Source organism: Herbaspirillum chlorophenolicum (genome assembly GCF_001189955.1).
GTDB classification, from domain to species: domain Bacteria; phylum Pseudomonadota; class Gammaproteobacteria; order Burkholderiales; family Burkholderiaceae_D; genus Herbaspirillum; species Herbaspirillum chlorophenolicum.
This window is the reverse complement of the sequence record NZ_LFLT01000029.1, coordinates 38,207-59,943: the sequence shown is the minus strand read 5'-3', so window position 1 is coordinate 59,943 and position 21,737 is coordinate 38,207. Positions and strand designations below refer to the sequence as shown.

Genomic DNA, 21,737 nt, shown 5'->3' with positions numbered 1-21,737 from the left:
ATTTAAGCTGCTGCCAGTTCCAGGCTCTTACCGAGCGCTGCCAGCGCTTCTTCGATACGGTCGATCTTGGTCGCGTGCTTCAGGTTGACCAGACGGTTAACCTCCTGACGGGTGGTATCCATGCGCCGGGCAAGTTCACTTGGTGCGATCTGCTGCGCCAGCATCTCATTCAGCAGCAAGACCTTGCTGGCCACGCTGGCAGGAAGGGCTACCAAGTGCTCGCCGCGCTTAGCGCTTGACGGTGCCGGGACTGTACGCTTCTCGTCGAAATAGACCTCGATTGCACCCAGTAGGACATCTGCGGCCATGGCCAGTGCTTCGGCTTCGGTATCGCCTTGGGTGATTGCCTCGGGGATATCGCGGAAGGTGACAACGAAGCCGCCGGCCTCGGTGTCCGCCTCAAAGTGGGCAGGAAATTTCATGTTCTGTGTCCTTACAACGATACAAACTACATTGAAAAAAGTGCGGCGAAGCTGCGAGTGTGTGCGGATAGCCCCTTTCGGAGCCATCCTCATTTCAGGTTAAGTTGCTGCTTCACACCCTCGACAAGGCCCGTCTTCAGTTCCTTGCTTGGGTGCCTCGGCAGGAAGCTCGTCTTGCCGTTCAGTTTGACTTTCGTGTGGTTGGTGCCATCCTCGAATGTCGCGCCTTGCTGCTTGAGCCACCTGACGAACTCGCTCTGCTTCACCGCACCTCCTTTCGTTTGATTCAGCAAATGAAATGTAATCAAAATTGATTACTTGTGCAAGGCATTTGTAATCAAATTTGCATACAAATTGAATCTCCATCGGCCTCGGTCGTCTGGCAGCGCTCAGTTGCGCCCAGCGCCAAGGTCAAGGGGCCAGGCGGTAGGGTGCTGAGAGGTGCGAACAAGACTGGTCGGCTGAAGCTGCTTATCCGCTTCGGCGACGCGCTGCCGGTGCGTAAGCAACTCCGCTTCGGCGCTACAGCGAAGCGCATCGTCGACGCCAGGCTGAGCCCAGCCCAGCCTTCGCCGAGGCGATGGCGCGAGCCGTCGCTACGGCGCGTTAATCATTGGAAATATTCCCGCTCTGCAGCGGGTCCTTCCCGGACCTCGTTGCAGAGCGGGCATTGCGCACCGCGTTGTTACCGTAGCTATGAAATTTTGAAATTTGGGTAACAAGGTAATAAATCGGTAGCGGCTCAAATGCTTTTTCATAACACTATGAAAATTCCTGTAACCCTTTTCAGTAAAGGCTTTGAGTGGAATGGTGAGGTGCTTTTTTGCCTGAAATTTAGAAGCTAACGCTGTTACCCTGTTTGTTACCTTGCTTGTTACCCGCTCGTTCGAGGTAACAGATTTTCACGGGTTTGATCTTCATGGCGGATCTGGCAGGGGTAGCAAAAGCTGGCCAGACACTGTTTCCGTAAATACGATGATTATCATCGGACGGCCGGCTTTAGGCATGAAAGACCTTGAGATGCGCTCAATGCCGTCAAATAGAGAGCTCTGTATGCGAACGCTGTATGTCGCGCGAGATATGCGTTGGGTGAGTGTGGCTTTGGTTAGCGCTAAAAATGATCCAAGCGATTCGATGTCTTGAAATTTCTCTAAACTGATTGCGTAAGCAACCGCTTGTGAAAAGGTTGCAGCCAAGGCTTCGTCTAACGCGATTAGGTCCATTTTCAATTCCTCTTGCTCAAGAAGGCTTTGAAAAGGGTCGGCATTCGCTGGACCAGGGAGCATCTCAATGAGCGGAGGAAGATCTTCGTCCGCTCCTTCCTTTGTTTGATCCAGGCGAACAGCATAGCGAGTAGCTCTATCCCTGCCTTTAACGGATCGTCCGTATAGTGTGGTCAGTAGTCGATCTTGATCATCCGCATCTTCGAAATTGATCTGCTTTTGCTGTTTCTCACTAATTTCTGCGGCAATGATCCATGCGCTATTTTGCAGATCTTCCAGCTCAACTTCACCCTTTGCCTGGCGCACTATTCTGCGAAAGTCAGCGATTTTGTCCTGCAAGAATTTCTTAAATTGCCGGTACATCGGCCCCTCAACTGATATTTGCTTGGGCGCAAGAATACCTGCCTGATGTTAAGGCTTCATTGCAATCGCTTTTGTGGGTGAATTTGTGGGTAGAAATGAATAACGGGCCTGAAAGGCCCGTTCTATATGATGTTCTGGCGGAGGCTGTGAGATTCGAACTCACGGACGGGTCACCCCGTCGGCAGTTTTCAAGACTGCTGGTTTAAACCACTCACCCAAACCTCCTTGGCTGGCGATGCCTGCTATGAGGCAGGCATCGCGAGGGGCGCATTATACATCACTTGCGCTGCGCCAACACCTTTCAGGGCGTCAGAACGTACCCGGATAGGCGCCGCCGTCCAGCAGCAGGTTCTGGCCGGTAATGAAGCCGGCCTGGGCGCTGCACAGGTAGGCGCAAGCATCGCCGAACTCGGCCGGGTCGCCGAAGCGGCCGGACGGGTTTTGCTTGCGGCGTTCGGCCAGCACGTCGTCCACGCTCTTGCCGCTGTCCTTGGCGGCGCCTTGCGCGGTGGCGCGCAGGCGGTCGGTTTCGAACGGGCCCGGCAGCAGGTTGTTGATGGTGACGTTGTGCGCCACGGTCTTGCGCGACAGGCCGGCGACGAAGCCGGTCAGGCCCGAGCGGGCGCCGTTGGACAGGCCCAGGATGTCGATCGGTGCACGCACTGCGCTGGAGGTGATGTTGACGATGCGCCCGAAGCCGCGCGCGATCATGCCGTCAACGGTGGCCTTGATGAGTTCGATCGGGGTCAGCATGTTGGCGTCGACTGCAGCGATCCAGTCGTCGCGCGACCAGTCGCGGAAGTCGCCCGGCTTTGGGCCGCCGGCATTGGTCACGAGGATGTCCGGGCTGGGGCAGGCGGCCAGTGCCAGGGCGCGGCCTTCGGGCGTAGTGATGTCGCAGGCGACCGTGGTGATGGTGGCGCCAGTCTCGGCGCGGATCTCGGCGGCTGCCGCTTCCAGCGCCTCCTTGCCGCGTGCCAGCATGGTGACGGCCACGCCTTCGCGCGCCAGCGAGAGCGCGCAGGCGCGGCCCAGGCCCTTGCTCGACGCACATACCAGCGCGGTTTTACCTTTAAGTCCTAAATCCATTTGTTTGCTTCCTTTGCATGAGGTGGGGGACGGCTAGTGATGCCGTTGGTTGTGCCGATTGTTGTACATCATGCATGCCATTGCATTCCAGGAGATCTTGTCGGGCGGCGCGCAGGCATTGTCCCGGCTTATGACAGCCGGGGCGTGCTGCGCTACACTGGCGGGCTTTGCAGGCGGATGCAGCGGGGCGCTGCAGGGCCTACTTCTTGACCACCATGTAGACGGCCAGCGCGATGATGGCGACTACGCCCATTTCCAACGCGAATACGATGGCGCCGCTCATGACAGTCTCCTTGTTTGATTTGAACGCCGCACGGCATGGCAGGCAGTGATGCCAATCCAGGCATGCGCGGCAGACTCGTAACTTTACACCGATGATGGATTCTTTGTTTTTGTCGAGCGTACTCAATTTTCTGTTGGGGGGCGTTCTGGGGGCGATGGGCGGGCTGTTCGGGATCGGCGGCGGGCTGATCGCCATTCCGGTGCTGGGTTATTTGTACGGCATGGACCAGCAACTGGCGCAGGGTACCTCGCTGGTGATGATCGTGCCCAACGTGGTGATCGCGTTCTGGCGCTACAAGCAGCGCAACAAGATCGAATGGAGTTCGGCGCTGATGATGTGCGTGCCGGCGGTGGTGACGACCTATTTCTCGGCGCGCGTGGCCACCAGTATCGATGCGCGCAGCCTGCATTTTTGCTTTGCCGCCTTCATGGGGTTGCTGGCGCTGTATTACCTGTGGACGCTGCTGCGCAGGCAGCGCACCGTGCAGTCGCCCATCGTTCTGCCGCGCAAGTACATCTTCGCGGTGGGCATGTCGGCCGGGGCATCGGCAGGCTTTTTCAGTGTGGGCGGCGCGATCGTCGCCGTGCCCATGCTGACCGCTTTCTTCGGCGCTACGCAGACGGCGGCGCAGGGGCTGGGACTGGCGATGGTCACGCCGGGTACGCTGGTGGCGTTATGGACTTATGCCCATGCCGGGCATGTCGATTGGGCGGTGGGGATCCCGATGGCATTGGGCGGCGTGCTCAGCATTTCATGGGGCGTGGCATTGGCGCACCATCTGCCGGAGCGCCGCTTGCGTATCCTGTTCTGCGGCGCGTTGCTGTTGCTGTCGGTCTGGATGATGCTGGAAGGATGATCGGTATCTTGTCGCCTTGGCGATTGCCGTGATGTGCTGAACGACACTGGTTCACAGTTTTCGCTGGGACGACAGCATATTTGGCGGAGTTTGTGCAGGCGAGTCTTTTCGTACTTTCTTGCGTTTTCGCGCGTGGTTCACGCGCTTTTCTTTTCCCGCGTGTTTTTCTTCTTCACCGCCTCGGCGATGGTGCTGACCTTGCCGTCGTCGGCGACCAGCGGTTGCGCCATCTGTTCGCTAATGAAATCGACCAAGTTGCGCGCGTGCGGCGACAACGTATCGATATCCTGGAACACCATGCTGCGCTCGCGCACGCTCCACGGGTCGGAGAGTTCGACAATGGCCAGCTGCATGGTCTGCTGGTGGCGTTGCGCAGCCGACAGCGGCACGATGCCGATACCGACGTTGGTCTCGATCATGCGGCACATGGCTTCGAAGCTGCGGACCTGGATGCGCAGTTTCAGCCGCTGGCCGTTCTCCGAGACGATCTTGTTGAGGAAGTGGTGCAGTGTGCTGCCTTCATGCAAACCTACGTGCTCGTACTCCAGCGTTTCCACGAACGGGATGGCGCCGGCGCCCGCCAGCGGATGTTCCAGAGCGGTGGCGAGCACCAGGCGGTCGGTCGAAAAATTGAGGATCTCCAGGCCATCGCCCTGTACCGGGCCGGCCACGATGCCGATGTCTGCCGTGCCTTCCTGGATGCCGCGCATGATGTCGTGGTTCAGCCGCTCTTCCAGCGCCACGTTGACCTGCGGATACAGCGCCAGGAACTTGCCCAGGATTTCCGGCATGAACTCGGTCACCGCCGTGGTGTTGGCGAAGATGCGGATATACCCCTTGATGCCGTTGTTGTACTGCTGCATGTCGCTCTTGAGGTGCTCGACTTGCTGCATGAAGAGCTGCGCATGGTGCAGCAGCGTCTGTCCGGCCGGGGTCAGTTGCACGCCCTTGCTTTCGCGGTAGAGCAGGCGGGTGCCGAAGCGCGTCTCCAGTTCCTTGATGCGGTTGCTGGTGGCCGCCAGCGAAAGGTTCATGCGCTCGGCGCTGCGCGTCAAGCTATTGAGTTCGGCGATCAGGATGAAAAGGCGCAGGTCGGTCAGGTCGAAGAGCATGATGTTATCCGGCTGATGGTCACTAAGGATGCAAAGGGCACGTTCGCACTGCACAGAAATCTTGCGGTTGGGCGTCGCCTTGATGGTTTGCCATGTTACGCCGATTTGCCGATGTGCATGTCCGCTCTTCTTGTTGCGTCGCCGCACGCACATGTTGTTCCGAGGCGCGGAACGAATGTGCATGGCTTCACTCTTGCCAAAGCCCCCCTTCCAAAAATACAGATTGTCCTGACGCCAACGCCGGAACAGACTTGCCCGCATTCGAACGAATCAACAAGAATGCAGAGGAGCACATGTCGAATCCGGATCTAGATCTGACGATGCTGCGGCAATGGATAGGCAAGACCGAAAGCCGCGAAGACCACATCAACCCGGCTTTCGCTTCGGCGCTGGCAGCCACCATCGACGGTCCGCGCCAGCCGCAGGCGGGCGATGCCTTGCCGCCGCTATGGCACTGGATCTATTTCTGGACCGTATGCAAGCAATCCGAGGTCGGCGCCGACGGTCATCCCCAGCGCGGCGGTTTCCTGCCGCCGATTCCCTTGCCGCGCCGCATGTGGGCCGGCGGCCGCCTGCGCTTCGACGCGCCGCTGCCGATCGGCGCGGCTGCACAAAAGACATCGCGCATCGCCAGCGTCGATGTCAAGCAGGGCCGCAGCGGCGCACTGGCCTTCGTCACCGTGAAACACGAGATCGGCCACGGCGGCCAGGTTTGCATCCATGAAGAGCACGACATCGTCTACCGCGACATGCCGCAGCCCGGCGCGGCACCGGTAACGCCCAAGGCCGCGCCGGCGGACGCGCAGTGGAAGCGCCGCGTCGATCCTGATCCGGTGCTGCTGTTCCGCTATTCGGCGCTGACCTTCAACGGTCATCGCATCCACTACGACCGCAGTTACGTCACCGGCGTCGAAGGCTATCCCGGCCTGATCGTGCACGGCCCGCTGATCGCCACCTTGCTGGCCGACCTGCTGGCGCGCGAGATGCCGGGGGCGGTGCTGCGCGAATTCAATTTCCGCGCGGTGGGCAGCCTGTTCGACATCGAGGGCTTCGATCTGTGCGGCAAGCTGACTGCCGACGGCAAGTCGGCCGAGCTGTGGGCGCAGAACCTGCGCGGCGAGCTGGCCATGCAAGCCGAGGCCATCTTCGGTTGATCCTGTTCTCAGCATCATCAAACTTATTTCTGGAGACTTACCATGTCGTATCAGGCGCCCAACGACGCTTATGGCGATTTGCGCGATGCAGTGCGCGATCTGTGCAATACCTTCCCCCCTGAATATTGGCGCAAGGTGGACGAAGCGCGCGGCTATCCCGAGGAGTTCGTCGACGCGCTGACCAAGGCCGGCTGGCTGGCCGCATTGATTCCGCAAGACTACGGCGGTTCCGGCCTGGGCCTGACCGAGGCGTCGGTGATCATGGAAGAGATCAACCGCACCGGCGGCAACTCCGGCGCCTGCCACGGCCAGATGTACAACATGGGTACGCTGCTGCGCCACGGTTCGGAACAGCAGAAGCAGTTGTACCTGCCCAAGATCGCCAGCGGCGAGTTGCGCCTGCAGTCGATGGGCGTGACCGAACCCACCACCGGCACCGACACCACCAAGATCAAGACCGTGGCGGTCAAGAAGGGCGACCGTTACGTGGTCAACGGCCAGAAGGTGTGGATCTCGCGCATCCAGCATTCCGACCTGATGATCCTGCTGGCACGCACTACGCCGCTGGACCAGGTGAAGAAGAAGTCGGAAGGCATGTCGATCTTTATCGTCGACCTCAAGGACGCCATCGGCAAAGGAATGGAAGTACGCCCCATTCTCAACATGGTCAACCATGAAACTAATGAACTGTTCTTCGATAACCTTGAAATCCCCGCCGAGAACCTGATCGGTGAAGAGGGCAAGGGTTTCAAATACATCCTCGACGGGCTCAACGCCGAACGCACGCTGATCGCCGCCGAGTGCATCGGTGACGGCTACTGGTTCATCGACAAGGCCGCGCAGTACGCCAAGGAGCGCGTGGTATTCGACCGTCCGATCGGCATGAACCAGGGCGTGCAGTTCCCCATCGCCGACAGTTTCATCGAACTGGAAGCGGCCAACCTGATGCGCTACAAGGCCTGCGAGCTGTTCGACGCGCACCAGCCCTGCGGCGCCCAGGCCAACATGGCCAAGTTCCTGGCGGCCAAGGCCTCGTGGGAAGCGGCCAACGTCTGCCTGCAGACGCACGGCGGCTTCGGCTTCGCCTGCGAATACGACGTCGAGCGCAAGTTCCGCGAGACCCGCCTGTACCAGGTGGCGCCGATCTCGACCAACCTGATCTATTCCTATGTCGCCGAACACATCCTCGGCCTGCCGCGCTCGTTCTGACGCGTGCATGAAAAAAAGGAGACGTCCATGAGCCAGACCACCGACAGCCCATCCCGTACCTTGGCCGCCTTCCTGGCCGGCCTGCGCTACCAGGACATCCCGCCGGCAGTGATCGCCCGCACCGAAGACCTGTTCCTCGACTGGTTTGCTTCCGCGCTGGCCGGCAAGGGCGCGCGCCAGATCGAGATCATCGAGCGCTATGCCGCCACGATGGGCCCCAAGGATGGCCCGAGCACCATCCTCACCAGCCGCAAGTCCAGCTCGCCTTACTTCGCGGCGCTGGTCAACGGCGCTTCTTCGCACCTGGTCGAGCAGGACGACGTGCATAACGGTTCGGTGTTCCACCCCGCGGCCGTGGTGTTCCCGGCCGCGCTGGCGGCGGCGCAGGACCTCGGCAAGTCGGGCGCCGACCTGCTGGTGGCGGCGGTGGCCGGCTATGAAGCGGGTATCCGCATCGGTGAATTCCTCGGCCGTTCGCACTACCGCGTGTTCCACACGACCGGCACCGTCGGCACGCTGGCCGCCGCGATTGCGGTGGGCAAACTGATGGGCTTCGATACGAACCAGTTCCTGCATGCGATGGGCTCGGCCGGTACCCAGGCCGCCGGCCTGTGGGAATTCTTGCGCGACGCCGCCGATTCCAAGCAACTGCATACCGGCAAGGCCGCCGCCGATGGCCTGCTGGCCGCCTACCTCACGCGCGACGGCTTCACCGGCGCGCAGCGCATCCTGGAAGGTGCGCAGGGCATGGCCGCCGGCATGTCGTCGGATGCCGATCCGGCCAGGCTGACCGATGGCCTGGGCACGCGCTGGGCCACGGCCGAAACATCGTTCAAGTTCCATGCTTCCTGCCGCCATACGCATCCGGCGGCCGATGCACTGCAAGTGCTGATGCAGCGCGAAGGCTTGCGTCATGACCAGATTGCCGCCGTCAATACGCGCGTGCACCAGGGCGCCATCGACGTGTTGGGGCCGGTGGTCAACCCGCAGACGGTGCACCAGGCCAAGTTCTCGATGGGCACCGTACTGGGGCTGATCGCCGTGCACCAGCAGGCGGGCCTGACCGAGTTCGAGCAGCAGGCGCTGCAAGATCCCCGCGTGGCCGACTTCCGCGGCAAGGTGAAGATGACGCTGGACCGGGAAGTGGACAGCGCCTATCCCGCGCGCTGGCTGGGCCGGGTGGAGGTGGAAACCACCGACGGCCGCAGCTTCTCGGCGGCGGTCGATGTCCCCAAGGGCGATCCGGACAATACGCTGTCGCGCCCTGAGCTGGAGCACAAGGCTGCCAAGCTGATCGCTTTCTCCAAGGCCGCCAGCGACGCCGAGATCGGCAACATCATCGCACGCGCCTGGCGCTTGCACGAAGAAAAACAACTCTCCGAACTGTTCTGAGCGGGGCCGGCCCGACCGTCTCAGGTGAAGGAAAAAGGAAACATCATGCTGCAGTCCAATCGACCCCTTGAGGGCATCACTGTCATCAGCCTCGAACACGCGATCGCGGCGCCGTTCTGCACGCGCCAGCTGGCCGATCTCGGCGCCCGCGTGATCAAGATCGAACGCCCCGGAGTGGGCGATTTCGCGCGCGGCTACGATACCCGCGTCAATGGCCTGTCGTCGCACTTCGTCTGGACCAACCGTTCCAAGGAAAGCCTGACGCTGAACCTGAAGGATGAAGAGGGCAAGAAGATCATCGGCAAGCTGCTGGAAGAGGCCGATGTGCTGGTGCAAAACCTGGCGCCCGGTGCGGCCGCCGGCCTGGGCCTGTCGGCCGACGTGCTGCACCAGAAGCATCCGCGCCTGATCGTGTGCGACATTTCCGGCTATGGCGAGGATGGCCCTTACCGCGACAAGAAAGCCTATGACCTGCTGATCCAGAGCGAGGCCGGTTTCCTGTCCGTGACCGGCACGCGCGACGACATGGCCAAGGCTGGCTGCTCGATCGCCGACATTGCCGCCGGCATGTATGCCTATTCCAATATCCTGGCCGCGCTGATCAAGCGCGGGCGCGACGGCAAAGGCAGCCATATCGACCTCTCCATGCTGGAAGCGCTGACCGAATGGATGAGCTTTCCCATGTACTACGCCTACCAGGGCGCATCGGCGCCGGTGCGCTCGGGCGCCGAGCACGCGACCATTTATCCCTACGGTCCCTTTGCCGCCGGCGACGGCAAGACCGTGATGCTGGGCCTGCAGAACGAGCGCGAGTGGAAGGTGTTTTGCGAGGTGGTGTTGAGGGATCCGGCGCTGGCGTCCGACGAGCGTTTTTCCAACAACTCGCGCCGCCATGAGCACCGCGATGCATTGCGCGCACTGATCCTCAAGATGTTCGCCGACATGACCGCAGAGCAGGTCGTGGCGCGCCTGGACGAGGCGCAGATCGCCAACGCCGGCGTGAGCACCATGCAAGACCTGTGGCAGCACCCGCAACTGGCGGCGCGTCAGCGCTGGACCGAGGTCGGCTCGCCGGCCGGCATGCTGCCCGCGCTGCTGCCGCCGGGGGCCAACGACAGCTACGACTACCGCATGGATGCGGTGCCGGGCCTGGGCCAGCATACCGGGAAGATTCTCGCCGGGCTGGGTTACGACGCAGCGCAGATCGCCGCCATGCGCGAGCGCGGAGCGGTCTGATGGCAGCGCTGCGGGCGATCCCCGCCGCCAGTTATTTGTTCGTGCCGGCCAACCGTACCGATCGTTATGCCAAGGCGCTGGACAGTGGCGCCGATGCGGTGATCGTCGACCTGGAAGATGCAGTCGGCCCGCAATTGAAGGATGAGGCGCGCGCCGCGCTGGCCGGGTGGCTGCGGCAGAACGGAGCGCAACCCAGGTTGTGGGTGCGCGTCAATGCTGCGGACACATCCTGGCATGAAGCGGATATGGCCGCTTTCGCCGGCATGGAAATCGCCGGCATCGTGCTGCCCAAGGCAGAAGATCCGGCGGCCGTTGCCGCCATCGCCGGACGCTTGAACGGAAGCACGCAGGGCGTGATCGCCCTGATCGAAACTGCTGCCGGTATCGCGGCCATGCGCGATATCGCGCGCACTCCCTGTGTGGCGCGGCTGGCCTTCGGCTCCATCGATTTGCAGGTGGACCTGGGCATGCAATGCGATGCCATCGAGAGCGAACTGTCGCACTTGCGGGTGGAGATGGTGCTGGCCTCGCGCCTGGCCGGGATCGCGCCGCCGATCGATGGTGTGACAACCACGTTCGACGACGTGCCGTTCCTGGCTGCAGCCGTGCAGCGATCGCTGCGTCTGGGTTTCGGCGCCAAGCTGTGCATCCATCCCAGGCAAGTCGCGGCGGTCAACGAAGGCTTTCGTCCGACGACAGAAGAACTGGCCTGGGCCCGTGCAGTGATGGCGGCCGTGGACAAGAGCGACGGCGGCGCCATTTCGCTGGACGGCAAGATGATCGACAAGCCGGTGATCCTGCAGGCGCAGCGTTTCCTGCAGCGCGGCGGCGTCGTGTAACCTGAATGTTTCTTTCCAAGACCTGAGGAGCGAGACATGAAAATCAAGGCCGCCGTACTGCGTGAAATGACCGACGTGCAACCCTTCGCCGACAGCCGGCCGCTGCAGGTGGAGGAGCTTGAGCTGGATGCGCCCGGTCCGGGCGAGGTGCTGGTGAAGATGCATGCGGCAGGTTTGTGCCACTCCGACTTGTCGGTCATCACCGGTGTACGCCCGCGTCCGGTGCCGATGGCGCTGGGGCATGAGGCATCGGCCGAAGTGGTGCAGGTGGGCAGCGGCGTTGCCGATTTGCGTCCCGGCGATTTGGTGGTACTGGTGTTCGTGCCCAGCTGCGGCCATTGCATGCCTTGCATGGAAGGCCGCCCGGCTTTGTGCGAGCCCGGCGCGCAGGCCAATACCGTGGGCGAGCTGCTGGCAGGCGGGCGCCGCCTGCATACGCTGGGCGGCACGGTTCATCATCATCTGGGCGTCTCGGCCTTTGCCGACCATGCGGTGGTGTCGCGCCGTTCCTGCGTCAAGGTCGAGGCCGATATCGATCCGGTTGAAGCGGCGCTGTTCGGCTGCGCCGTGCTGACCGGTGTCGGCGCCGCGGTCAATACGGCCGAGGTCAAAGCCGGCACCACTGCTGCGGTGCTGGGATTGGGCGGCGTCGGCCTGTGCGCGATGCTGGGGGCGCTGGCCTCCGGCGCGCGCGAAGTCATCGCGGTTGACCTGCATGACAGCAAGCTGGAGCTTGCCAAGGCCCTGGGTGCGACCGCGACGGTGAATGCGCGCGACCCGGATGCGATCGAGAAGGTCAAGGCGCTGACCCGTGGCGGTGTCGACTATGCCTTTGAGATGGCGGGGTCGGTGCAGGCGATGGATGCGGCGTACCGCATGACGCGGCGCGGCGGCATGACCATCACCGCCGGCTTGCCGGCGCCGGACCAGAAATGGAATCTGCAGCAGGTCAGCCTGGTGGCCGAAGAACGCACGGTCAAGGGCAGCTATATCGGGTCCTGCGTGCCGGTGCGCGATATTCCGCGCTACATCGGCCTGTACCAGGCCGGCAAGCTGCCGGTGGACAAGTTGATGGGGCAGCGCATGGCGCTGTCGGATATCAATCGCGGTTTCGACCGTTTGGCGTCAGGGGAGGGACTGCGGGACCTGATTGTCTTTTAACGTTTTACCAGGAGGAGACACATACCATGAATACAACAAGATTCAGCCAAACAAGATTCGGCCGTACCCGAAGAGCCATCCAGGCGGCCATTGCCATTTCAGGACTGGCTGCGCTGGCCTTGCATTCGCCGCTGGCATTCGCCCAGCAGCAGATCGTCATCAAGTTCAGCCACGTGGTCGCCAACGACACGCCCAAGGGCAAGGGCGCCGAGCGTTTCAAGGAATTGGCCGAGAAGGCCACCAAGGGCCGCGTGAAGGTGGAGATTTATCCGAACAGCACGCTGTACAAGGACAAGGAAGAGCTGGAAGCGCTGCAACTGGGCGCGGTGCAGATGCTGGCGCCGTCGCTGGCCAAGTTCGGCCCGCTGGGCGTGAAGGAGTTCGAGGTCTTCGATTTGCCTTACATCTTCCCCAACCGTACGGTGCTGCAGCGCGTGACCGAAGGGCCGATCGGCCAGGGGCTGTTCCAGAAACTGGAAAGCAAGGGCCTCAAGGGGCTGGCCTACTGGGACAACGGCATGAAGGTGATGACGGCCAACAGGCCCTTGCACAAGGTGTCGGACTTCCGTGGACTGAAGATGCGCATCCAGTCCTCCAAGGTGCTGGACGAACAGTTCCGCGCCCTGAAGGCCAACCCGCAGGTGCTGGCTTTCTCCGAGGTATACCAGGCCATGCAGACCGGCGTGGTGGACGGCAGCGAGAACACGCCTTCCAACGTCTTCACGCAAAAGATGCATGAGGTGCAGACCAACCTGACGGTGTCCGACCACGGTTACATCGGTTATGCCGTGATCGTGAACAAGAAGTTCTGGGATTCGCTGCCGGCGGATGTCCGCACGGAGCTGGAAGGGGCGATGAAGGAAGCCACTACCTATGCCAACACCATTGCGCAGAAGGAAAATGACGATGCGCTTGCCGCCATCAAGGCGACCGGCAAGACCAAGGTCTATTACCTGACCGACGAAGAAAAGGCTGAATGGCGCAAGGCGTTGATGACCGTGCACAAGAGCATGGCGCCGCGCGTCGGCAAGGACCTGATCGATGCGATCTACAAGGAAAGCGAAGCGGCCGGCGTGAAGATGAACTGACGCCTGCCGTATCGGTTCAAGCCACGGCCCGCAGCGATGCGGGCCGATTTTTTTGCGGCGTGCTCAGGGCCGGTTGCGGTTCTCAGGCCTTCAGGGTATCCCGCACCGAGGCGAGCCACAATGCGGCGGCATGCGCCCCCGGGTCCGGATGTCCCAGGGCGCGCTGGCCGATATAGCTGGAGCGGCCGCGGCGCGGCACCATTGCAGCGGTGGCGCTTGCTCCTTCGGCCGCTGCTGTTGCCGCGGCTGCAACCGCGGCATTGGCATCGGCCGAGGATGACAGCGAAGCCTGCATCGCTGCGGCGGCCGGCAGCAGTGCGTCGACCATGGTGCGGTCTCCCGCCTTGGCGCCGCCCAGTTCCATCACGCCCGCGACCGCTTCACTGAAAGCGGCGGCCCAGCCCGCGGCATCGGCGCGGCCCTGCTGTTCCAGGCTGGCGGCGGCGCGCATCAGCATGATCGCGTACAGCGGCCCCGAGGTGCCGCCGACCACGCGGCGCACGGTGGATGACATGGCGCGCAGCACCGCTGCCGGGTCTTTTTCCGACGGCCAGTTGCCGATCTCTTCGCGTATGCCTTGCGCGGCGCGCGCCATGCTGATGCCGAGGTCGCCATCGCCGACCTGCTGGTCCATGTCGGTCAGCACGGGTTCGGCTTGTTCCAGGCAGGCGCATACGGCATCGATGACACGGCGCAGTTGGGCGTCGCGCGACAGGCGTTCGGCGTGGGTGGACGGCGGGGGAACCGGCGCCGCTTGTACCGCAGCACCGGCCGTGGCTGCGATGCGTCCACCGGTGGACGGCCAGGCTGGCGCCTGCGTCGCCGCATCCAGCAGCGCCAGGCGTTGGTCGTCTATGCGCAGCAGGGTCAGTGAAATACCCGACATCTCCAGTGCCGACAGGAACGTGCCGGCCCAGGCGCGTTCGACCCGGATGCCACGCTGCGCCAGCAGCTTCAGTGCCGCGCCGGCGACAATGTCCAGTTCGCTGGCCGGTGTGCCGCCCAGGTTGTTGACCAGCAGGGCGACGCGATCGCCGCTCTCCAGTCTGAGATCGCCGGCGATCTGCAGCAGCAGGCGCGCCACGGCCTCGGTTGCCGATACCAGTACGCCGCGCTCGATGCCGGCTTCGCCGTGGATGCCCAGGCCCCATTCGATCTCGCTTTCGCCCAGCGTGAAGCCGGGTTTTCCCGCTGCAGGAACGGTGCAGGGCGTGAGCGCTACGCCCATGGTTCCCATCGCGGCGGCAGCTTCGCGCGCGGCCTGCGCTACGTCGGCCAGGGATGCGCCCCTGGCGGCAGCGGCACCCGCGATTTTATGCACCAGTACGGTACCGGCCAAGCCGCGCCGTCCGGCATGGTCGCCATGGGCGGACAGGGCGACATCGTCGGCGACCACCACCATCTCGACGGCAATCCCCTGGGCGCGCGCGATCTCGGCCGCGAGGCCGAAGTTGAGGCGGTCGCCGGTGTAATTTTTCACGATCAACAGTACGCCTGCCGGGCCGGCGACGGCACGGATAGCGTCCAGCACGGCGTCGGTGGAAGGAGATGTGAATACTTCGCCGGCCACGGCCGCGCTGAGCATGCCGGCTCCAACGTAACCGCCGTGCGCCGGCTCATGGCCTGCGCCGCCGCCCGAGATCAGCGCGACTTCGCCGCGTGCGGCAGCCTCGCGGGCATCGGCGCGCAGTACGATGTTCTTGCCCTGCAAGAGCGACAGGTGAGGGTGCAGTGCGGCCAGGCCGGCCAGCATGTCGGGGACGATATGGGCGACATCGTTGATCAGTTTCTTCATGTCTCGCTTGTCCTTGTTCTTTGTCGATCGGATGGAAATCACGTGCGGTGGATGCAGGAATTCTAGCCGATACGGCCGATCGTCAGGACGACAGCCCGGCGCTGCCGGCCAGCATGTCGCGCAGCGCCTGGGCTGTGCCGCCATCGGCCGGCAGGAAGGTTTCCACGGCGAGTTCCGAGAGCGTGATGTCTTGCGGCGTGCCGAAGACCATGGTGGTGCTGATGAGGGAGAGCTGGTTTCCCGGCGCGCCGGGCGCATGCAGGCGCAGCGGCACGGCGATGGCATCGCTGCCGTCGTGTGCCGAAGTGGGTTGCGTGGCGCTGAAACTGTTTTCATCGGGATAGGCGCTCAGTTCTTCCAGTAACGCCGAAAGGAAGGGATCCGCAGTCTGCGCAGCCTGGTGCGAGAGCCGATGCAGCAGGTGCGCGCGCCATTGCTTGAGGTTGATGATGGCAGGCGCGACGCCGCGTGGATGCAGGGACAGGCGCAGCACGTTGACTTGCCCCTGCAGCAGCTCGCCGTCTACCCCTTGCAGCAGCGGCGCTAGCGCGCGGTTGACCATCAGCATGTGCCAGTGGCCGTCCACTGCCAGTGCCGGATAGGGTTCATGCGCATGCAGGATGGCTTCGATGGCGGTGCGCGTCTGCTGCATGGCTTGATCGTCCAGGGGACGCTCCCGGTAACGCGGCGCATAGCCGGCCGCCAGCAGCATGCTGTTGCGGTTGCGCAGCGGAATGTCGAGTTGTTGGGCCAGGCGCAGCAGCAGTTCCGCGCTGGGTTGCGAGCGCCCCGTTTCGATGAAGCTCAGGTGGCGGGCCGAGATGCCGGCATCGCAAGCCAGATCAAGCTGGCTTAGCCGCCGTTGCTGGCGCCAGTGCCGCAGGTGGTCGCCAAGGGAAGAGGGAGAGGAGGGGGCGCTCATGATGCTGCGCAGGATAGCGCAACGGCGTGCATGCAGTCCATTACCTCCAAGGTAATCGACTGGCCGTGCGAAGACGGCGATAGTTCACTCACCGTGAACAACGGCAGAAGTTCGAAGCAGTGCCGCAGCAATCCATTTATTTCCCATCACATTGAAGGAGAGAAGCATGAGCAACGCCAGCCAAACCACCGCCGCCATCCTGGCCCACAGCTATCTGGACACCTGGAACGCCAGCAACCCGCAGCAACGCAAGCTGCTGCTGGAATCGGCATGGAGCGAAGCGCCCAGCTACGTCGATCCGATGATGAGCGGCACCGGCCGCGAGCAGATCGACGGGCTGATCGGGGCCGTGCAGAGCCGCTTTCCGGGCTGGAAGTTCAGCTTGCTCGGCACGCCGGACTTGCACGGTTCCCACCTGCGCTTTTCGTGGTCGCTCGGCCCCGATGGCGCGGATGGCCCGGTCAAGGGCACCGATTTCGTGGTGCTGGAAGATGGCCGCATCAAGGATGTTACCGGCTTTCTCGACCAGATTCCCGAGCATGCCTGAACGGTCTTTGTAGCGACACTCCTGTGCGTTGCCGGCGGCAGCCATGCCGCCGGCTTTCATGCTTTCCGATGGTGCCGGCTCACATGCCGCGCAGCATCAGGTCCAGGTTCTGCACTGCCGCGCCCGATGCACCCTTGCCCAGGTTGTCGAATACCGCGCACAGCAGGATGTGGCCTTCGCCATCGTTGCCGAATACGCCCAGCGTCATGTCGTTGCTGTTGTTGTGCAAGGTGGGATCGAGGCGTTCGGCGGCGGTGCCTTGCTCGGCCGTCAACACCTTGATGTGGCGTGCGCCTTCATAGTGGCGTTCCAGCGCCGCACGCAGTTTTTCCTTGCTGGCATGGGAAGGCAGCAGGCGCGCATGCAGGGCAATGGTCAGGACGATGCCTTGGCGGAAGGCGCCGTAGGACGGCACGAAGATCGGGCGCTGCGTCAGGCCCGCGTGCAACTGCATTTCCGGCGGGTGCTTGTGCTTCAACGCCAGGCCGTACGTGACGAAGGGCGCCGCGTTGGCGGCGTCTGCGCCTTCGTATTGTTCGACCTGTGCCCGGCCGCCGCCGGAGTAGCCCGATACCGCATGGATCGCCAGCGGATAATCCGCCGGCACCAATCCCGCCTGCACCAGCGGGCGCAGCAGGGCAATGGCGCCGGTCGGGTAGCAGCCGGGGTTGGTTACGCGCAGCGCGCTGGCAATGTATTCCGATTGGTCGGGCGACATTTCCGGAAAACCATAGGTCCATTGGGGATCGGTGCGATGCGCCGAGCTGGCGTCGATGATGCGTACCTTGGGGTTGTCGATCAGCGACACGGCTTCGCGCGCGGCGGCGTCCGGCAGGCACAGCAGGGCGATGTCGGCCGAGTTGATGGCTTCGGCGCGGCGCAGTGCATCCTTGCGTTCAGCGGACGGCAAGGTCAGCAGGCGCAGGTCGGTGCGGCCGCGCAGGCGCTCATTGATTTGCAGGCCGGTGGTGCCCTGGTCGCCGTCGATGAAAATCAGCGGAAGCTTGCTCACGGTGGTTCTCCTGTCGGTGCGCCGGTACGGCGCGTTGAGATGGGTTCAGGCAGTCATCTTGCGATAAACCCTATAATTGGAAAAGTTGAATATTTAAAAGGGATGATTCAGGTTTTCTGAATGATCGGTTAAATCCAATCCATTTCCGTCAGTCACCATGCGTGAACTTAATCTCGATCGCCTGCGTACTCTGGTCGCCATTGTCGACCTTGGCTCTTTCGCCGCCGCCGCCCGGGCGTTGCATTTGGCGCCGCCCACGGTGAGCCTGCACATCAGCGAGCTGGAAAGCCGTATCGGCGCGACCTTGCTGCTGCGCCAGCGCGGCCGGGTCCGGCCCTCGGGCGTGGGCGAGACGCTGGTCGCCCGGGCGCGGCAATTGCTGGCCGATGCCGAGCAGGCATTGGAAGAGGTCAAGCGCCAGGTACAGGGGCTGGAGGGGCGGGTACGCCTGGGGGCATCGACCGGGGCCATTGCCTACCTGTTGCCGCAGGCGCTGGAAATGGTGGGGCAGAGCCATCCCGGCATCGATGTGCAGGTCATGGTGCTGACATCGGAAGAGACCCTGGCGCGGCTGTCCGGCGGCACCCTCGATATCGGCCTGGTGGCGCTGCCGCAGGCGGCGGTCGACGGCTTGTCGGTCAAGCCGTGGCGGCGCGATCCGGTCATGGCGTTCGTCCCGGCCGGATGGGATGCGCCGCGTACGGTCACGCCGCAATGGCTGGCGGCGCAGCCGCTGATCCTGAATGCGCCCAATACGCGGCTGTCGCGCCTGACGGCAGAGTGGTTCGCGGCCGCCGGCGAACATCCGGCGGCGCGCATCCAGCTCAATTTCAATGATGCGGTGAAAAGCCTGGTGGCGGCAGGTTATGGCGCCACATTGCTGCCGCATGAAGTGGGCCAGCGGGAAATGGGCGTGCCGCCCACCGATCCACGTATCGCCATGCGGCCGCTCAAGCCGAAATTGTGGCGCCCTTTGGGGATTGCATATCGGGCCGGCGAGCCTGAACCGGCCACGCAGTACATGCTGGATGCGTTATGGGCGCTCAAGCAGGCGTGAACGAAGAGGCCGCATCACGCGCGCAACGCTGACAGCGGCTGCCGCTGTTTGCCCTGGTCGTCGAAATTGGCCGGAGACAGCCAGCGTTCGAAGGCAGTGCGCAGCGCTGGCCATTCGCCGTCGATGATGGAGAACCAGGCCGTATCGCGGTTGCGGCCGCGATAGACGATGGCCTGCCGGAAAATCCCTTCAAAGCTGAATCCCAGCCGCTGAGCTGCATTGCGGGAAGGTGCGTTGAGGCTATCGCATTTCCATTCATAGCGGCGGTAACCGAGGTGGTCGAATACGTAGCGCATCAGCAGGAATTGCGCCTCGGTTGCCACGCGTGTGCGTTTGAGCTGGCGCGACAGTGCGATATGCCCGACTTCTATCACGCCATGCGCGGGTTCAATGCGCATGAGCGACATGGTGCCGACGACGCGTCCGCTGGCGTTGTCGATGACGGCGTAATGCAGCGGGTCTTCGCTCTTTTCCAGCAGCTGCGCATGGCGGAGGTAGGAGGTCGGATCGGGGAAATGGCCGCCCGTCATGTAGGTCCAGTCGCTGCCGTCTGGCGCTTGGGCATAGGCTTCGTACAGGTCGGCGGCGTGGCGTTCGGCGCTGACCGGTTCCAGCCGGCAGTAGCTGCCTTCATGCACGATGCGCTGCGGGCGCGGACGTGCCTGCCAGTCGGACATGGGAAAGCCGATAGGCTGGTTCCAGGCGTTGGTGGTGGCGCTTTTGCTGCTGTCGTTGCTCATGGCATGGTTGGCGTCGAGATGGACGCTTGCGGTTGGGATGATTCAAACGATAGCGGTTTCGTGGCATCATAAAAAGTACCACTGTTAGCTAATATTATGGAGCCACGATTCTTGTGGTTTGCTCAATGACGGATTCCCTTCTTTTTTCCTCGCTGGCCGATGGCCCCGGCGCGCCTTCGCTTCAGCAGCAGTTGCTGGAGCGCTTCAAGCAAGCCATCCTGGATGGGCGCCTGGCCGCCGGGGGGCGGCTACCTTCGTCGCGCGCCTTGTGCGAGGAGCTGCAGGTTTCCCGCAATACCGTGCTGGCGGTGTACGAACAACTGGTTGCCGAAGGGTATGCCCTGGCCGACCGTCAAGGGACGCGGGTGGCACCGTTGTCACTGCTGCCGCGCGGTTCGGACAAGCTTGCGCGGACGCTGCCCAAAACGTCGGCGATGCGGGCAACGCCGGGGCAGTCGCGGCGTATGCAGACCATGGCACTCACGCGCGATGCGGGCGACCGCTCCCTGCCGTTGACGCCGGGCATGCCAGCCCTGAGCCGGTTTCCCTTGAATGCCTGGTTGCGTGCGCAGGAGCGCGCATTGCGGCGGGCGCCGCCGCTGGTGTTGGGCTATGGCGAACCCTTGGGCGAACCGGCGTTACGTTCCGCCATCGCGCAATATCTGCGGGTGGCGCGTGGCGTGCGTTGCGAGGCCTCGCAGGTGGTGGTGACCGAGGGCGCGCAGGGCGCCTTGTCGCTGTGCGTGCGCCTGTTTTCCAATCCCGGCGATACGGCCTGGATGGAAGATCCCGGCTATGGCGGGGTGCGTACGGCCTTCCATGCCGGTGACCTGAAAACGGTGGGCATGGCGGTGGATGGTGAGGGCATCGTGATCCCCGAGCGCTTGTGGCGCACCCGGCCGGCGCGCCTGGTGCATGTGACGCCGTCGCACCAGTATCCAACCGGCGCCGTGCTGTCGCTGGCGCGCAGGTTGTCGCTGATTGAACAGGCGCATCGGGCCGGAAGCTGGATCATCGAGGACGATTACGACAGCGAATTCCGCCATCGCGGCCATCCGGTACCTGCCATGCAGGGGCTGTTGCCGGAGGCGCCGGTGCTGTATGTGGGTACGTTCAGCAAGACCATGTTCCCGGCCTTGCGCATCGGCTTCCTGGTGCTGCCTGAATCGGCGGGCGAGGGCGCCTATCCGGCGTTGGCCGAGTTGCTGCGCGGCGGACATCGCCTGGAGCAACTGGCATTGGCGGAATTCATCGCCAGCGGGCAGTTCTCGCGGCACCTGGGGCGCATGCGGCGTTTGTACCGGGAGCGCCAGAAGGCGCTGCGGGAGGCGCTGGATGCGCATCTGGAGATGGAGCATGAGGTGCTGGGCGGCGACAGTGGACTGCATCTCACGGTGCGGCTGCCGGAAGCGTATGGGGATATCGCCATCAGCGCCGCGGCGCGCGCGGTGGGGATGAATATCGGGGCCTTGTCGTCGTTTTCCGCATCAGGCGCGCAGGCGTCCAGCAATGGCTTGGTGATCGGTTACGGCAATACGTCGGAAGACCAGTTCTTGCCGTTGATCCAGCGGCTGGGAGGGATATTGCGCAAGGCCGCGCGTTGATTGAAGGTGCGCCGCGCGATAGTTGCCATTGCGGCGCTTGCCAGGGGACGGCAGGTTGGAGGAATTGGCTTGGCCTTGTCAGCCTTCTGCCGCGGCGCTGCTTTCGAACTGTTTCCCATATTCGGCGCGGCGCGCCTGGTCCGATTCGATCAGCAACTGGTAGCGGGTTTCGGAGACGCGCTGCTGCAGTACGGCGGCATAGCGCTCGCGCTGCAGCCATTCGATGATGATGGAGGCGGTCATGACAATCACGGTGTAGACGATGATCATGAAGATGTCTTTGTCATTGATGCCGTCGATCATGTAGAACGGCTTGCGGAAGAAGAACATCGCGGTGGGAATGCTGACGACCAGCAACCCCAGCGAATAGAGGTAGCCGGCCAGGTAGCTGACGACGATGCAGTTGACCGCGAAAAACAGCATCGACAGCGCTTCGTCGACAAAGGGGGCGAGGGCATAGCGCAGGCCGAAGGCCACAACGAACCCGGCGACACTGATGTAGAGCGGACGGAGGCCTTGCGGGCGCCAGCTCCTTGCATTCTTGAGTTTGATCAGGCTCATGACGGCTCTGGAATGAGTACGGATTGGGTCCATCTTCTCTTGCATTGCGTTGCAGCGCAATGACCTCATGTT

At 63.0% G+C, this 21,737-nt stretch carries 21 protein-coding genes, 1 tRNA gene and 1 pseudogene; 11 read left to right on the top strand and 12 right to left on the bottom strand.

The window, feature by feature from the left end:
- Positions 1-2: 2 nt before the first annotated feature.
- From AKL28_RS16920 to AKL28_RS24865, 6 genes are all read right to left on the bottom strand, one after another.
- Complete coding sequence (locus tag AKL28_RS16920; protein WP_050469321.1) at positions 3-422, bottom strand: type II toxin-antitoxin system HicB family antitoxin; 420 nt, start codon at positions 420-422, stop codon at positions 3-5.
- Between the two features lie 89 nt (positions 423-511).
- Positions 512-688, bottom strand: coding sequence for a type II toxin-antitoxin system HicA family toxin (locus tag AKL28_RS16915; protein ID WP_050469333.1), 177 nt, complete (start codon positions 686-688; stop codon positions 512-514).
- A 651-nt stretch (positions 689-1,339) separates the two neighbouring features.
- A complete protein-coding gene (locus AKL28_RS16910; protein WP_156226377.1) occupies positions 1,340-1,984 on the bottom strand; it encodes a hypothetical protein in 645 nt (214 codons plus the stop codon).
- Between the two features lie 159 nt (positions 1,985-2,143).
- Positions 2,144-2,233: transfer RNA gene (locus AKL28_RS16905), tRNA-Ser, on the bottom strand.
- An 84-nt stretch (positions 2,234-2,317) separates the two neighbouring features.
- Complete coding sequence (locus tag AKL28_RS16900) at positions 2,318-3,097, bottom strand: SDR family oxidoreductase (RefSeq protein ID WP_050469319.1); 780 nt, start codon at positions 3,095-3,097, stop codon at positions 2,318-2,320.
- A gap of 199 nt (positions 3,098-3,296) precedes the next feature.
- Positions 3,297-3,506, bottom strand: a complete 210-nt coding sequence (locus tag AKL28_RS24865) for a hypothetical protein (protein ID WP_169801806.1) — start codon at positions 3,504-3,506, stop codon at positions 3,297-3,299.
- Here AKL28_RS24865 and AKL28_RS16895 point away from each other — a divergent pair.
- Positions 3,472-4,236: a sulfite exporter TauE/SafE family protein gene (locus AKL28_RS16895; RefSeq protein ID WP_050469318.1), complete on the top strand. Its 765-nt coding sequence runs from the start codon at positions 3,472-3,474 to the stop codon at positions 4,234-4,236. The genes AKL28_RS24865 and AKL28_RS16895 overlap by 35 nt on opposite strands.
- A 137-nt stretch (positions 4,237-4,373) precedes the next feature.
- Here the strand turns inward: AKL28_RS16895 and AKL28_RS16890 are convergent, their stop codons facing one another.
- Positions 4,374-5,348 (bottom strand): LysR family transcriptional regulator, encoded by a 975-nt coding sequence (locus AKL28_RS16890; RefSeq protein WP_050469332.1) that lies wholly within the window; start codon positions 5,346-5,348, stop codon positions 4,374-4,376.
- Between the two features lie 293 nt (positions 5,349-5,641).
- Here AKL28_RS16890 and AKL28_RS16885 point away from each other — a divergent pair, with 293 nt between their 5' ends.
- Genes AKL28_RS16885 through AKL28_RS16855 form a run of 7 tightly spaced genes read left to right on the top strand, consistent with a single transcriptional unit; the run spans position 5,642 to position 13,427 of the window.
- On the top strand, positions 5,642-6,502 hold the full coding sequence (locus AKL28_RS16885) for an HTD2 family dehydratase (RefSeq protein WP_050469331.1): 861 nt from the start codon (positions 5,642-5,644) through the stop codon (positions 6,500-6,502).
- A gap of 42 nt (positions 6,503-6,544) precedes the next feature.
- Complete coding sequence (locus AKL28_RS16880) at positions 6,545-7,711, top strand: acyl-CoA dehydrogenase family protein (RefSeq protein WP_050469317.1); 1,167 nt, start codon at positions 6,545-6,547, stop codon at positions 7,709-7,711.
- A 27-nt stretch (positions 7,712-7,738) separates the two neighbouring features.
- Positions 7,739-9,103 carry an MmgE/PrpD family protein gene (locus AKL28_RS16875; protein ID WP_050469316.1) on the top strand — a complete coding sequence of 455 codons (1,365 nt, stop codon included), beginning with the start codon at positions 7,739-7,741 and terminating at the stop codon, positions 9,101-9,103.
- 45 nt (positions 9,104-9,148) lie between these two features.
- Positions 9,149-10,339, top strand: a complete 1,191-nt coding sequence (locus AKL28_RS16870) for a CaiB/BaiF CoA transferase family protein (RefSeq protein ID WP_050469315.1) — start codon at positions 9,149-9,151, stop codon at positions 10,337-10,339.
- A complete protein-coding gene (locus tag AKL28_RS16865) occupies positions 10,339-11,178 on the top strand; it encodes an HpcH/HpaI aldolase/citrate lyase family protein (protein ID WP_050469314.1) in 840 nt (279 codons plus the stop codon). Before AKL28_RS16870 ends, AKL28_RS16865 begins: the two co-directional genes overlap by 1 nt.
- A gap of 36 nt (positions 11,179-11,214) precedes the next feature.
- Complete coding sequence (locus AKL28_RS16860; protein WP_050469313.1) at positions 11,215-12,339, top strand: zinc-dependent alcohol dehydrogenase family protein; 1,125 nt, start codon at positions 11,215-11,217, stop codon at positions 12,337-12,339.
- 26 nt (positions 12,340-12,365) lie between these two features.
- Positions 12,366-13,427, top strand: a complete 1,062-nt coding sequence (locus AKL28_RS16855; RefSeq protein WP_082221549.1) for a TRAP transporter substrate-binding protein — start codon at positions 12,366-12,368, stop codon at positions 13,425-13,427.
- An 82-nt stretch (positions 13,428-13,509) separates the two neighbouring features.
- Here the strand turns inward: AKL28_RS16855 and dhaL are convergent, their stop codons facing one another.
- Positions 13,510-15,222, bottom strand: coding sequence for a dihydroxyacetone kinase subunit DhaL (gene dhaL, locus AKL28_RS16850; protein WP_050469312.1), 1,713 nt, complete (start codon positions 15,220-15,222; stop codon positions 13,510-13,512).
- Positions 15,223-15,304: 82 nt separating this feature from the next.
- Positions 15,305-16,144 carry a helix-turn-helix domain-containing protein gene (locus AKL28_RS16845; RefSeq protein WP_174525386.1) on the bottom strand — a complete coding sequence of 280 codons (840 nt, stop codon included), beginning with the start codon at positions 16,142-16,144 and terminating at the stop codon, positions 15,305-15,307.
- Between the two features lie 166 nt (positions 16,145-16,310).
- Between AKL28_RS16845 and AKL28_RS16840 the strand changes: the two genes are divergently transcribed.
- Positions 16,311-16,691: a nuclear transport factor 2 family protein gene (locus tag AKL28_RS16840; protein WP_050469310.1), complete on the top strand. Its 381-nt coding sequence runs from the start codon at positions 16,311-16,313 to the stop codon at positions 16,689-16,691.
- 79 nt (positions 16,692-16,770) lie between these two features.
- Here the strand turns inward: AKL28_RS16840 and argC are convergent, their stop codons facing one another.
- A complete protein-coding gene (gene argC / locus AKL28_RS16835) occupies positions 16,771-17,703 on the bottom strand; it encodes an N-acetyl-gamma-glutamyl-phosphate reductase (RefSeq protein WP_050469309.1) in 933 nt (310 codons plus the stop codon).
- Between the two features lie 157 nt (positions 17,704-17,860).
- Between argC and AKL28_RS16830 the strand changes: the two genes are divergently transcribed.
- Positions 17,861-18,760: a LysR family transcriptional regulator gene (locus AKL28_RS16830; protein ID WP_050469308.1), complete on the top strand. Its 900-nt coding sequence runs from the start codon at positions 17,861-17,863 to the stop codon at positions 18,758-18,760.
- Positions 18,761-18,780: 20 nt separating this feature from the next.
- Here AKL28_RS16830 and AKL28_RS16825 read toward each other — a convergent pair.
- Positions 18,781-19,567 (bottom strand): annotated as a pseudogene (locus tag AKL28_RS16825) (GNAT family N-acetyltransferase); the annotation flags it as partial.
- A 58-nt stretch (positions 19,568-19,625) separates the two neighbouring features.
- Here AKL28_RS16825 and pdxR point away from each other — a divergent pair.
- Positions 19,626-21,104, top strand: coding sequence for a MocR-like pyridoxine biosynthesis transcription factor PdxR (gene pdxR, locus AKL28_RS16820; protein WP_050469306.1), 1,479 nt, complete (start codon positions 19,626-19,628; stop codon positions 21,102-21,104).
- Between the two features lie 78 nt (positions 21,105-21,182).
- Here pdxR and AKL28_RS16815 read toward each other — a convergent pair whose 3' ends face one another.
- Positions 21,183-21,665 (bottom strand): DUF4118 domain-containing protein, encoded by a 483-nt coding sequence (locus AKL28_RS16815; RefSeq protein WP_174525385.1) that lies wholly within the window; start codon positions 21,663-21,665, stop codon positions 21,183-21,185.
- Positions 21,666-21,737: the final 72 nt, after the last annotated feature.

Coding starts and splice junctions, on each gene's coding strand:
- AKL28_RS16920 (WP_050469321.1), bottom strand. CDS start 422: ATGAAATTTCCTGCCCACTTTGAGGCGGACACCGAGGCCGGCGGCTTC.
- AKL28_RS16900 (WP_050469319.1), bottom strand. CDS start 3,097: ATGGATTTAGGACTTAAAGGTAAAACCGCGCTGGTATGTGCGTCGAGC.
- AKL28_RS16895 (WP_050469318.1), top strand. CDS start 3,472: ATGATGGATTCTTTGTTTTTGTCGAGCGTACTCAATTTTCTGTTGGGG.
- AKL28_RS16890 (WP_050469332.1), bottom strand. CDS start 5,348: ATGCTCTTCGACCTGACCGACCTGCGCCTTTTCATCCTGATCGCCGAA.
- AKL28_RS16885 (WP_050469331.1), top strand. CDS start 5,642: ATGTCGAATCCGGATCTAGATCTGACGATGCTGCGGCAATGGATAGGC.
- AKL28_RS16880 (WP_050469317.1), top strand. CDS start 6,545: ATGTCGTATCAGGCGCCCAACGACGCTTATGGCGATTTGCGCGATGCA.
- AKL28_RS16875 (WP_050469316.1), top strand. CDS start 7,739: ATGAGCCAGACCACCGACAGCCCATCCCGTACCTTGGCCGCCTTCCTG.
- AKL28_RS16870 (WP_050469315.1), top strand. CDS start 9,149: ATGCTGCAGTCCAATCGACCCCTTGAGGGCATCACTGTCATCAGCCTC.
- AKL28_RS16865 (WP_050469314.1), top strand. CDS start 10,339: ATGGCAGCGCTGCGGGCGATCCCCGCCGCCAGTTATTTGTTCGTGCCG.
- AKL28_RS16860 (WP_050469313.1), top strand. CDS start 11,215: ATGAAAATCAAGGCCGCCGTACTGCGTGAAATGACCGACGTGCAACCC.
- AKL28_RS16855 (WP_082221549.1), top strand. CDS start 12,366: ATGAATACAACAAGATTCAGCCAAACAAGATTCGGCCGTACCCGAAGA.
- dhaL (WP_050469312.1), bottom strand. CDS start 15,222: ATGAAGAAACTGATCAACGATGTCGCCCATATCGTCCCCGACATGCTG.
- AKL28_RS16845 (WP_174525386.1), bottom strand. CDS start 16,144: ATGAGCGCCCCCTCCTCTCCCTCTTCCCTTGGCGACCACCTGCGGCAC.
- AKL28_RS16840 (WP_050469310.1), top strand. CDS start 16,311: ATGAGCAACGCCAGCCAAACCACCGCCGCCATCCTGGCCCACAGCTAT.
- AKL28_RS16830 (WP_050469308.1), top strand. CDS start 17,861: ATGCGTGAACTTAATCTCGATCGCCTGCGTACTCTGGTCGCCATTGTC.
- pdxR (WP_050469306.1), top strand. CDS start 19,626: ATGACGGATTCCCTTCTTTTTTCCTCGCTGGCCGATGGCCCCGGCGCG.
- AKL28_RS16815 (WP_174525385.1), bottom strand. CDS start 21,665: ATGAGCCTGATCAAACTCAAGAATGCAAGGAGCTGGCGCCCGCAAGGC.